Here is a 12880-nt window from a genome sequence, read left to right on the forward strand (position 1 = left end):
TCAAAGCTACTTCACCTTAGCGCGGAAGCGAACAAAGCCGTAAAAATCTTTAGCGAGATTAGGTAAATCTGGACTCCTCGTAATATTAACTACAACTGCCCCATTAGTATTACTACCGCAGTACGATGGGGTTGACTCCTTAGCAGAATAAAAGCGTCCGCGATCGCTATCCTCCACATTACTAAGGTAAAATGTAGGGTTACTAGAACTAACTGCAAGACCTATGCCTTGATCTGCTCCTGGTAAGCCGCCATCACCAGGACTGTTACCGTTAAATGCAGTGGGAATAAAAGTAGTATTATTAGGAACTAAATCACAGAATTTGACATTAGTAGCATCATTCGGGCCCTTAGAGAGGAAGTAGATAGTATATTCCAACTCATCGCCAGGTTTGACAGTGCCAGCATTAATCAATCCGCGCAGATAGCCAGCAGGCCATTTTGAATCGTTATCATCAGAAGCAAATGGTTCTGGTGTGTAGTTTGCAGCAGTCATCGCTACGTCGCTGCGACCATCTACAATGTCGGTTACATCTTGTTTATTGATGCGGGTGATACGTTTCACTAACAAAAGCTTTGCATTCACACCAGTAGCACCATTATTATTTTCGCCAACGCTGGTAATGCGAGTACCTGTAGTATCAGTGTCTCTAGTTGGTAAGTAGTTTGAACAACGTGTGCTGGCATTATTACTAGTGCTTGCTTCCCAACAAGCACTAGCATTTGTATCCTGTCCATTGGGAGTTAAGCTGATAGATTGTCCAGTGCTAGCCCCAATTAAGGAAGACTGATATGTGTTGTCCCAGAGATTTAGAACACTTGCAGGAGGTGTATTAACCTCATTACCACTGCCATAAGCGATGTAGTCAATAATTTTATCTTGGTTATCGTACAACCAGATATCATCACCAGAGTTGTTGAGTTTTGCAGTCTGTCCCAACCAAGCTTGAAAAGCTGCTCCTGTTGCTTGATGATTGGCGTTGTTATCCCCAATCCAAATCACAGCATATTTCCCTGGTTGTAAAGTTGTGCCGTTAGGAAATGTATAAGAAAAACCATTAGTAATATCAATATCATTAGCAGTCAAATGTCCATCTGCTAACTTAAAACCACTCAAATCTACAGGCGATGAAGAAGGATTATAAAGTTCAATAAATTCATCATTAGTATTAGTAGCAGTACCAGTTTCGTTATATAAAACTTCGTTGATTATGACTTTACCAACATTAGGTGAAACTGTATCAATGATATTAAATGGAGTTGGTTGAGTTTGACCAGGATAATAAGTCCATAAATCCAACCCTTTGGTATCTCCAAAAGAGCCGTTGCATGATGTCCCAGCATTACCAGCGTTACCAGACTGGCCAAACTTCCGGTCATTGCTGGCGGTGTCAAAGCCATTAATTGGGTCGCTGAAAGCTGGGTTTGGTGGAGCAATACCACAAAGTACTTGACCAGAAGTACCGATTTGAGTACCACCAATGGTTTTATAACCGCGATCGTCGTAGAATCCTCTGGTGTTGCCTATGGGATTAGTAGCATTCAGCATTGTAATGGTAGGGCCACCAGTAAAATTGTTTTCTGCATCCAGTAAGGGAAAGTGATATTCACCTCCATAAGTTGTGACACGAACTTTGTAATTACTGCCAACAGGGAAAAAATTGCCACTGTTATCTTTACCATTCCAACTAACTGCTTGCTGTCCCGTTGCAGTCATAATCCCTCGCAAAAGACGGTTTTGCGAGTTGGTAGGATCAAAATTGCTACCATCTTGGCTAATAATGAGTTCGTAAACACCTGTAACGTTGCTGTCAAAGTTGAAAGTACCGCCAGTGCGGTAAGAACTGTTATTTCCTGTAACTGTACCGTTGAATTGTAAATTACTAACAACAGGAATAATTGGGCTAAGGGGAATGCCAGTTCCGTCTAAAGTGCCATCTCGTTGATAACGTTCAACGTATGGAAGTACATTGGCATCGATGGAGTTAAAAAAGGTAGCGTATTGAGGACGAGCCAAGCTAACACCACCTTGGGGATTTGCCAGTTGACTATCTGCCCCCAGTATGTCGTGGTAGAGAGGAGTTTTACCGTCACTATCAAAAAAGCCAGTTTGATTACCATAGAGAACAAATCCATTCGGATCTGTACCTCTGAGTTCTACTTTATATCGGAATCCATCTGTGGTTACTGGATAAACTGGAAAATTGAGATATCGACCGTTACTACCAGTAAATAAGGCTAGATAATAGCTAAATAACCGCCCGTTTAAGTCGGTTGTTGAAGTTTGATTACTGCGTACCGTTACATCCCAAGCTGCAACACTGGTTCCTTGTTGAGCATTAAAGTTATTTGCGTTACTCAAATTAATTTCACCAGTTGGAACAATTTCACTTGAGGAGTTACCTCCCAAAGGGCCGTAAAAAACGATGTCATAAACTCCTGTGGATGGAGCCTGGTAGTAGCATGGAATATAACCGCTGGGATTGCCTCCACCAGAAATAGCACGGGGGCCATTTAACTCCAGTTGGCGAGTTGAGATAAAGCCCCGTCCAGCTTGAGAAGTACACACAAAATCTGCTGTGTTAGGAACAGTTTCACTACCAATGCTTCCACTCACACGACCGGGATTGTAAACTTGGATATTACCACTATTTACCCCAACTGCGCTGGAACCCAAAAGAATATACTCATCTTTGTTGGCATAGACTTTTAGTAAAGTTCGTCGCAGCACAAGACCGCCATAAGTGTTGGTTCGCCACTCTAGGTTAGCTCTGCTACTACTGGCTGGGGCGTTACTAGGATACAGCGTGCGACTACCTTCAGCCTGAGCAATTTGTGGAGAGAAACTCAGGGCGCATAGTGATAGAGCAAAGCTACTTAGTAGTTTTTTATAACGGTTTTTGTCGGTGTTAGTGACCGCCAAAAGTTGTTTTAACAGTAAACTCATTGATACTTCACTAGCTCCTGATTTTAATTGGATGAGTGCGATGTCTGCGACAAACCACTCCCTGTCTAGCCAAAATTTAAAAGATATAAAAAAGAATAAAAATTCTCATGCACTTAGACAATGTGTGTTTTTAGCTTACCCAAGTTGTACGAGAATCTACCATTTTGCTTTATATTCACAGTGGCGATCGCTTTTAATATATTTAAATGAAAATTTCATGGTTTAATTCCTGAATAATTAGACGTGGAATTTCACTGTCGTGCTTTCTTTAACAGGCTTGTCAACGTGGATTCTTGTTGCTGACGTGGCACTGGTTTTTGCTGTCCAAAGCCATCAAATAATTCATTTAGTTTGACGCTGATACCCAAATATGCGCCGCCTGCGGAACGTGTTCCTGAAAAATCCCGGTCATCAACTTTACCAAACACATATCCAGCAGAAACGCGCAGGTTAGGCGTGAGGTAATAGCCTGTTTCTAGGACAAAGCCTGTTTCGCTGTAATTAGACTGACTAATTACCCGAGCCTCACCCACCAAATCCCAACTATATCCCAAACGATAGGTAGCACGTAATTGGCCTAGATTTACCGTACTCGTACCAGCTAAATCACTGGCTATGTAAGAAGTGCTGTTACGCAAAGCATACTTACCGTAAAACTCCCATTGCCAGTTAGGAGCATAAATAGCCTCTAAAGCAAATGTATGGTCTTCGGAACCCGTACCACTACCTAAGAGGATGGTGTCAGGGATAGTTGATGGATTTTTGCGATATTCATAACGCAATAAGGCATTGAATTTATCGCTACTGGGGTCGCGGTAGGCTAGACCCAATTTCAAGTTAGTTGTATCCCCCAATCCTGAAAGCTTTTGATTGGAAGAACCAGCTTGTTGATAACGTACCAAGGCGGTGAGAGCCGGAGAAATTTTACCCGTAGCACCTGCGGTAATTACTGTATTGCTACCACCAGAAGAGGAACGATGTTCGTAACGGGCACTGGCTTGAAACTGCGGATTATCACTGTATTCTAGACCCACACTATAGCTATCACCACCATCAAATCCGATCGCAGATGCTGATTGACCAACAGCGAAGGGTTGGGCGTATTGTTGGCCTGCTCCAGTTCGTCCGAAGAAGTTGCCAAATACGTGTTCGTAAGCAACATTCAGGCGTAATCCAGAAGCAATAGTCCAACGATTATTTAGACCAATCGCCCCTTGGGTAGTTATTTCGTTAGCACCACCCAAAATTGAGTAACGACCAGTCAAGGTAGTATCCGATCCGAGTTTGTGTTCGCCGTTCACACTCAAGCTGGTGATGGAATTACCCGAATATTGACCACTAGTGTAAAACTGTTGGGCCAGACTAATATTGACACCAGGAATTGCTGCCCAATTTAGCCCGAAGATGGTACGGTCTGGGTAAACACTATCTTTTTGGGAAGATAAACTTAGTTCATTTTGGGCTTGGAAAGTCAGGTTCTTAGCAATAGGAACAGAGAAACGCGATCGCAATTGATCGGAGTTACTACTCAAAGCGCTGTCGGGGATGCGGTCTTCCCGATTGCGATGAATCCAATCTACATCAATAATGGCGCTACCCAGGCGTTGTTGAATCCCGGCGGAAATGGTCGTTAAGGAATTATCAACCTTACTACCAGGTATGGACTCATAACGAGGTGCAAATAGTTCTTCAAAGGTATCTAGGGGTTGGGGAGCAATACCAAAATTGTCTTCGTGGTCGTACTGCGCCCTGACATTAGTGGTTGAAGAAAGTTTAGCTGTAACCTGCGCCCCATAACGAGTTTGCCCTGGGACAAAGCTGATAGTAGCATTATTGGCAAAACCTGTATCGGCAAAGCGATAATAGGCACGGCCTTGAATTCCGTTAGTAATTTGCCCTTCAGCTTCCAATCGGTAAGCTTCACCACTAACCTTTCCCACAACATCAGAATCATTAGTGGAATGGGCATATTCTGCGATTAACCTACCCCGATCGCCTAAAGAAATTAGCGCATCTGCACCATAGAGTTGAAAGTCACGCACTCCCTGACTTTCTTGGACATAAGTTGCTCCGATCCAACTTTCCTGGTTAAGTTTGCGGGAAAGGTTATATTGCAAACGACCAGCATAGATATTGCTATCAGAGTCTTCGCTGTCATATTGGTAGCTAACAACAATCCGGCGTACCAATACTTGTCCGCTTTGATCGATATCGGTACGGAGGATGGGTTCGCGGAATAATAAAGTACCGCGATCGTAGTCGATTTCGTAGTCTGGCCCGCGGTTAAGCTGTTTGCGTTTTAGTACAGTTCCAGGACGATTGAGTTCTTCTAACTCAATGAAGACATTTTCACTACCTGGTTGTAGTATTCTGCGAGAGAGGAAGTAATAACCGCTAGTACCATCGGGAGCAATGGTATCTCGTTGGAATGCTTCTAAGTGGTTGCCATATAAACCTGTTATTTGTAGGTTTCCTAAGTTGTAATTAGCTTTAAAACCGTGGAGTTGTCGGGTAATAGAAGTAAATTGCTGCGATCGCCGCGCAAATTCTTCTGTGTTGTAATCACCCCACATGGCATAATCAGGATCGGCTCCGGGGATACGAGTTGAACGCTCCAGACGCAGATATACGCTGTCAATGGAAGGAGCGACGACATCAACTTTCGAGCTATCGCCGTAGACAGGATAATTTTGCTCGCTGAATTGGTAAGTTCTAAACAGACGATTATCGCAATTGCAATCTTCATTGAGATTACGAGAACTGTTGTATGCACCTGTAAACAACCATTCTCTGATCGCACCAGTGGCAAATATCGCGGAACGGAAATCTAATTGCGTTCTGTTATCTTTGTCAGGCGGGAGAAAATCACGGAAACTGCCGTAATAATCTGTACCTCTAGCGCCCAAACGTAAATCTATTACCCCTGTCACCAAACTCGGACGCAGTGCCGTTTCAAATTGTAGTTGGGTAAAGGCTTCTAAATTATCAGTTATAGCGCGAATTGTGACAGTTTCCGCTTTTAGCTGCGATCGCAAAATCGCTGTAAATTGCCCCGCTTTCGCCTCCACTTGAAATCCGGGTTGATCGGGTTTGAAGTCTTTCCCAACAAACTCCCCAGCAGTGGGTACTAAAGTGATAACAGCATCACGATTAGAGCGATTGCCCCTTGCATCAATCAATTGACCTTTGATTGTCGCTGTAGAACGTCCATCGGCTGGGATACGAGACTCAACAGTTTCTAAGGTTAGTTTCTGTGGCGCTCCCCTGACTACGACTTGCACCGTTACAGGGGATTCTGTTCCTCCTACTACTTGTGCAGATATGGTGTTATTACCTTCTTTTAACGAGACACCAAACCATGTCTGCGTTACTAAGCTGGTATTAGCATCACTTTCTGTTCTTCCAATTAAGGAAGGATCTACTAATACACCATTCGCCCGTAATTCTACTTTAGTGCCAACAGGAAATTGCACAATCACTGTGGTAGCTGGAACATCCACAACGTTGTTAGGCGTTGGCATCAGGAATTTTATTCCTGTGGAGATGGGGGAAGCAGGTGGAATTTTTTGATTCTCCTCAGTTACTCCAGCTATTTTGCGTAAGCCTCTAGGTAATTGAGCAGAAAAAGCTGGTTGAAATGGTTGTATTTCTCTTTTACTTGGCTGAATATCTGGAATTGAAGTATCAGGAGGTGGTGCTGAAAAAGTTGAGGTAATATCGGAACTTCCCAAAATATGGGAGGAATTTGAATCCATACTTTTTTCAGGCACTTTGTTCCGATCTTGATTTTTCACATCATCTGCAACAATCAAAGCGAAACCTAACTCCCCGACTTCCTTCCTTTCAAGGGAAGGTGGAGAATTCAAAGCCTCTCCCTTCTTAGGAGAGAGGTTTTCTAGATCCCTTGAAAAATCAGGATCTTCAACACCCTTGTCTGCTTGCGAAGCCGAATCGGGGAAAACAAGATTTTCATTTGTAGGTTCTGCCTTAACTATGGCAGGATACAAAACGAGGCTGAGAGCTACTGGCATCACCCCCAGCATTTTCAGGTGGAAAATAGTTCTATGGTGCAGTCTGGGTTTCATTTTTTGACTGGCTCCTGGAAGGCGGGGGTGACAGCGAAATTCATACGTACCAAACCACCAGGCTCTAAACGCACCAGGCGAGATTGGCTATTGCGTTCGCGGAATTTTTGGTTGGGAGCTAGAGTGTAACCAGGTACACTACTGAGGTCTAGTACACCCGTATGACTTCCTGGTAAGACATTAGCTAAAGAGAACAAACCATTAGGATCTGTGGTAATGCGGTTTCCGTCCTCCAGAAAAATCACTGCATTGGGGACTCCAGGCTCACCACGTTGTTGTTCACCATCAAAGTTTTTATCAATAAACACGCGACCGATAATAGTGCCACAATCAGAAACGATTCCTGGACGGATTTTTAACTGGTGCGTTGCTGGGCCATCCTTGGTGCTAAAACGGTTATCAGATCGTTGGGCATTAACGATCGCACTATTACGACCATTACCACGCAGTGAATCGGCTGTTAGTTGAACTGCGTAAGCAATATTCAGAGTTTTTTCTGTTGGAATTGTTGTGTCTGTGCGGAATGTCAGCGTATTTCCATTACGTTCTGAGGTGATAGCAATTGCTTGACCATCTAACTCTCCACGTACAGATTTAGGTAAAAATTGGAATCCTAAAGGTAAGTTGTCGGTGACAAATATATTATTCAAAGCAGCATCAGCGAGATTTTTTACCGAGATACGGTAGATAACCGTATCTCCAGGTTCAGCAGTTGCGCGATCGCCTGTTTTGATAATCTGCAACTGATTGGCTTGGCACAAATTTGTACTGAATTCAAAAGCTAATAAATCCAGTCCTACGACTTCTGCATTAGGAACTAAAACAACTGTTTGCTCTACCCTAGTCTCGCCTGTGAGACTAATTGGTTGACCATCCAAAGAAGTAGCAAGATATCGCACAATATTATTACCTTGTGTGCCAGTGCTACCAATGATTTCAATCTTGATCCGTCGCTGTTTATAGATAGAATTGGATGGTGGATTAACTACGAAAATATAAGTTCTACCAGGATTGGTTTGACCCTTATTCGGATCGAGTAGGAAATTATAGACACCCGCAGGGTTATTCGTAACGAAGTAAGGATTACTATTCTCGGTATTTGGCGACTTACCACCAGGAATGTTGTTATTAGGAATATCGGGTAACTCTGTTCGAGTCAAAGAAACTAAACTGCCTAATTCTGTTCCCGTTGGGTCGCTAGGGTTAGGTTCGTATACGCCAACTGAAAAACCTGTATAGTCAGGCAAAATAGTACCAGCGCAACCTAATATCCGCCCTAACGGATCGAATAATGGGCTAGGACTAACATTCAGCTGACTAGAAGTTCCATCATATTTTTGATTAGTAGCAGAGTCTGTATATGTATAAGTAGCTTGATTTATTAATCCTGAAGACGCACCCAGATTATTAGTCGATTGTGCGATCGCTGTTATCGCTATAGTAGTTTGCAAAAAACTTCCCAGAAGAACAATAGTTGTTAACCTTTGATACCAGGCACTACAAGTAATTGGTTTTTGCTTTTGAGGACGGCTCACTGAACACATCTCCTCGGGAATGACACTTTTTTTATTAATAAAAGCACTTGTTTATCTATCGAAGATCCCTCCGATTCTCCTTATCAGCCATTTTTTCCCTTTACCCCCCTTAAAAAGCGGGGGTATTTTATCGTAAATAAAAGGGTTTAAGACCCCTACCCCTACAGGTAGTCCCAGTTTCAGTCTGAGTTTAAATCCCCGTCTGAAATTGTCTTTAATTTTGAATTTTGAATTTTGAATTGTTAACTGTATAGGCAGACATAACGAATCAGCGCACTTGAACTTGATAAGTTGTCTTAACCGTTTTCTTGGCTGCAACTGATGGCACTTGCAAACGAATGTGGGTGTAAACATTTGCTGGTGCTGGTTTTGTTTCTACTTTCCCGTCAGGAAGAGTAACTTTAACAGTGGGATTTTCAACAAAGCTACGTCCGCCATCAATGCTGTAAGTCACCTTAGTATCATTGGTGGCAACGAGTGATTTCAGCACATAGATCATTCCTTTGGGAATAGGTTGATTGAGAACCAAATTCTTCACTGGGCGATCGCTCTTATTTTCGCCACTTAATGTATATCGCAACACATCTCCTGGTTGTACCAAGGTTTGACCTTTTAAAGGTTGCCATGTCTTGCTTTGCTTGCCGTTCTGATCTTTTGCTAGCACTTGTTTCTCAGCCTCTAAGCGCAACTGTATTTGCCCTTGAGTTTTGACATTTTGGGCAGCAGCACTTGTAGAGTGCCATAGAGAAGCCATTCCTGGCACTTGACTAACAAATGGAACTGTAGCAATAAGTGCGAACGCTCCTAAACTTGCAAAAGAAAGACGCTTCATATTAATAACCTCAAAAAACTTTTATAATGTCGATTGCTAATTTATCTTTCCCTGTTTTCGCCAGAAAATAATCAGTTTGTAGTTAGCGCTTTAGTCGTAAATCACCAACTACAAATACAGGTGTGCATTACACCCCCAATACTTGTCGGGTTTTGGGGAAAAGGGAAAGAAAAAACCTTTACCCTTTACCCAAATCCAATTCCGAGTTCAAAATGCTTTACCCCAGCAGTATTGATTACACCTCTCTTTCCAAACAAAGAGGGGTGAGATCAAACTATCTAGTTAACCTTGCGCTGGAAAGTAAATGTTCTTTGCACAGTCGGGCCAACCTGTCCGGTTACGGTATTCACATATTTGGTAACATCTGTGTTTAACGTAGTTCCAGTTTGGTCGTTACCAGAGTTAGTTGCTGGATTACCACTGAAGAATTGAATAGTTGATGCCCCAGAATCCTTAGCTGAACCAACAATGTTACTAGTATCAATTTGACTGTTGTTATCATTGTCTAGCGCCCAGTTGTTACCCCCTGCTGTACCGTTTTCAGTAATCACAATCTTGTCAGCATTGAGAATTACATTTCCGGTTCCCACTTGAGGAGTAGAAATATTTTTGTAAGTAATCCGATACTCAATAATGTTTCCTGGAGCAGGTTTTTTGGCTGTAGTACTAAATGTGCCATCAGTGCTACCTGCTGGCAGTGCTGGCCCAGTTCCTTGTAAAACTCGTGACTCTTTCAGCAATTGCAAGAAGCCAGTGTACACACGATCAATAGTGATGTTAGTAGCTGTGTCATTAGGTAAACCATCACTGTTTGCATCAATAAAAGCCGTAACCGGTGTAGGGAAGCCGCGTTCGAGAGTAGTTGTGACAGCTGCACCTTGAGCAGTGGTATCAGTTGAAAGTGGCGTACCAGTAGGCAGATCGACGCTTACACCATAGTTAGCTTTACCACCATTTGCTGCAACTGCATCAATTCGCACTGGATTAGTGGCGCTGATTGGGTTGCCCCCGACAGTACCCGTACCACTTGTGAATGCAAAGCTTGTGCCATTATACGTGTAAGCAGCTGATAAACCTTGATAGGATACCGTCACCACTGTACCCGTAGGTAAATCACCTGGTGTTACTGGTGGTGTAGGTATGAGAGAAATATTAGCTATAGATGTACCAGTATTCTGAACCGTGTTGGTAAAGGATACCGCAGCTGGATCGACCTTTGAGCCGGGAGCAGCATTAGGTGGAATTAGTGCCGATCTATTGGTGAAGTCATCATTGTTGTTGGTAGGCCCAACTGCATCAGGCACTCCATTTGGCCCATTCAACAGAGAACTGGCATTGGGTACTGAGAGGGTAGCTACGTTGTAATCCCCAGTTGGACTATTAGTACCAGTGTTATTATTCTGTGTGTCAATTAGAGTAGGTGTCGTGCCATTAGGAGCAAAACCGGAGTCTGGTGTAGTGGGAAAGGTACTATTAGTGGAGTTAAAGTTACCTGGGTTTTGGTCTCCTGAATCGTCATAGATTTTGGTGGTCGGATCTCCAGCAGTTGTACCAGTGACTTGAGCGATGTTGTAAATGTTTACTGGGCCATTGCCAGTTGCACCAGTAGTCTTAACTTGGATGTTAAAACCGCTAACTGTTGTCCCAGTACCAACTGAAGTGACAAGGCTAGGATCGTTAATGAAACCGATCCGTGTAACTGAACTTAAGGATGCTGGGGCGGTAGTTGTCCACAAAGCTGCTTCAGCATTTGTAGTAGTAGCAGTAGTAGTGTAAACTACTTTCCACCCAGAGGGAGCAGTTGGAGTGCTATTAAGCACTGTATTTGCTGGAATAGCATCAGAAACTAAGATGCGGCTGACTGTTGCACCATCAACACTGATATTTGTACCAGCCAAAGCTGCGGGGGTAATACCAGTATTAGTTACGTCATTAGCTTCAACCCGCAAGCTCAAACCATAAGTTAGCAGGTCATCAGTCAAGGGAGTAGAAGTGCCAGCATTATCATAGGCTGTCTTAGTTTTGAGGACTGTTGCTAATGCCCTAGTTTTAGCAGTATTTCCTACTTGAGTCTGCTGGGTAGCACTGGCTTCTCTGACACCATTGACTGGCGTTCCTGCTGCATTGCCATTATCTACAGTGTAAACGTCGCCACCATCAGCAATCCGGGGTTGGTTTTGAGCATCACCAGGAGTTTGTCCTAATCTGACAGTGATAGTATCGCCTGTTTGAGCGCCAGCTTGCACGGTGACTGGTACACGCACCAACACAGTACCATTAACTGCCACGGCAGTTGTAGTTAATCCACCAGCAGGGATATTTGTCCAGGTTGTACCGCCATCAGTACTGTATTGCAAGTTACCAGATGTAGTACTACCAGGTAATAGACCCGAAACGGTGGCTGGCCCTGTTGTTGTCGCTAAGTTAGGAATTTGGAATTTGGTGAGGTCGTTACCAACGTTGGTTACAGTGTAAGTGTAAACGAGCGTATCACCAGCTTTAGTAATACCACCTGGGGTAGTTTGATTTGCAATCCCAGAACCTGTAACAGTAATACCAGCCACCTCTGCTATAGTTACAGTGACAGTGTTAGATGTGGAATTGATGGGACTCCCTGGCGCGTTGGGATCTTCGTAGGTCGCTGTGGCTGTGTTGCTTATAGATGTACCTGCTGTAGTACCTTCAGCTAATATAGGTGCAACAAATTGGAAAAAGCTACCAGTTAATAATGCTGTTGCTACTAGAGATTGGTAAGGCTGAATCTGCTTGTTGATGGATTTGTTTCGGTTTACCATAAAAGTAGTTTGTTTACTTGCTGAACTTGTATCTTGGGTTTCGAGACAGGATAAAGTTCGGCAATTCCTTAAAGAATTACCGACTACACTTGCCCAAAACCTTAAGGCTTTGGGCAGTTTGTATAGGAAAAGTTGATTTATTGACTACTGGTGAAAAACGAGATTAAGGCTATAGGCAGAAAAATTATTGCCTACTTGCTTTACACTTACCGTTGATTATCAAAGCTAGCGATCGCAAATATGGTTAACTTACTATTCTGTCCTGCTAAATTATCTATGCAAATAGCAATGTAACTTTTGCAGCCTCAAAAATCTTCCGTATAAATAAGTAACTTCTCTAAGGATGCAATGAGCGCGTCAAAGTTAAAAAACTAACTTTATTTTGGCAATACATATAGCAATTTTAGTATTTAAAACAAAAATTAAACAAGCTACAACCTATATATAGCAGTAATTCTAGGCATTTGCTGCTATGTATACAAAATCATGTCTAAAGTCGCTGGCATAAACAAACAAAAATTCGTTTAAGTGATCTGGATCGCTAAATTAAGTGATACTGATTTAATTAAATGCAAATAAATCATAACTTTAATGCGATTTAATCATATCTTTACTCGGTCTAAACACTGAGTAACTGAAACTATTGTCTGATTTCAGAACAAGTGAATGCAAGTGTAAATACCAAAT

Annotated in this window: 5 protein-coding genes; all 5 read right to left on the minus strand. The window is 42.8% G+C overall.

Annotated elements, in window-relative coordinates:
* Window positions 1-6: 6 nt before the first annotated feature.
* The gene (locus RMZ41_RS02875) at window positions 7-2946 is read right to left on the minus strand and encodes a lamin tail domain-containing protein (protein ID WP_322644347.1); all 2940 of its coding nucleotides are present in this window, start codon (window positions 2944-2946) and stop codon (window positions 7-9) included.
* Window positions 2947-3197: 251 nt separating this feature from the next.
* The gene (locus RMZ41_RS02880) at window positions 3198-7031 is read right to left on the minus strand and encodes a TonB-dependent receptor (protein ID WP_322644346.1); all 3834 of its coding nucleotides are present in this window, start codon (window positions 7029-7031) and stop codon (window positions 3198-3200) included.
* The gene (locus RMZ41_RS02885) at window positions 7028-8575 is read right to left on the minus strand and encodes a hypothetical protein (protein WP_322644345.1); all 1548 of its coding nucleotides are present in this window, start codon (window positions 8573-8575) and stop codon (window positions 7028-7030) included. The genes RMZ41_RS02880 and RMZ41_RS02885 overlap by 4 nt, the downstream gene beginning before the upstream one ends.
* 259 nt (window positions 8576-8834) lie before the next feature.
* A complete protein-coding gene (locus RMZ41_RS02890; protein WP_322644344.1) occupies window positions 8835-9398 on the minus strand; it encodes a hypothetical protein in 564 nt (187 codons plus the stop codon).
* Window positions 9399-9676: 278 nt separating this feature from the next.
* Window positions 9677-12193: a hypothetical protein gene (locus RMZ41_RS02895; RefSeq protein WP_322644343.1), complete on the minus strand. Its 2517-nt coding sequence runs from the start codon at window positions 12191-12193 to the stop codon at window positions 9677-9679.
* Window positions 12194-12880 lie beyond the last annotated feature (687 nt).

Source organism: Nostoc sp. DedVER02, from assembly GCF_034530675.2.
Lineage (GTDB): Bacteria > Cyanobacteriota > Cyanobacteriia > Cyanobacteriales > Nostocaceae > Nostoc.

Bases quoted from the DNA above. Each gene is read 5' to 3' on its own strand.
- RMZ41_RS02875 (WP_322644347.1), bottom strand. From the start codon at position 2,946: ATGAGTTTACTGTTAAAACAACTTTTGGCGGTCACTAACACCGACAAA.
- RMZ41_RS02880 (WP_322644346.1), bottom strand. From the start codon at position 7,031: ATGAAACCCAGACTGCACCATAGAACTATTTTCCACCTGAAAATGCTG.
- RMZ41_RS02885 (WP_322644345.1), bottom strand. From the start codon at position 8,575: ATGTGTTCAGTGAGCCGTCCTCAAAAGCAAAAACCAATTACTTGTAGT.
- RMZ41_RS02890 (WP_322644344.1), bottom strand. From the start codon at position 9,398: ATGAAGCGTCTTTCTTTTGCAAGTTTAGGAGCGTTCGCACTTATTGCT.
- RMZ41_RS02895 (WP_322644343.1), bottom strand. From the start codon at position 12,193: ATGGTAAACCGAAACAAATCCATCAACAAGCAGATTCAGCCTTACCAA.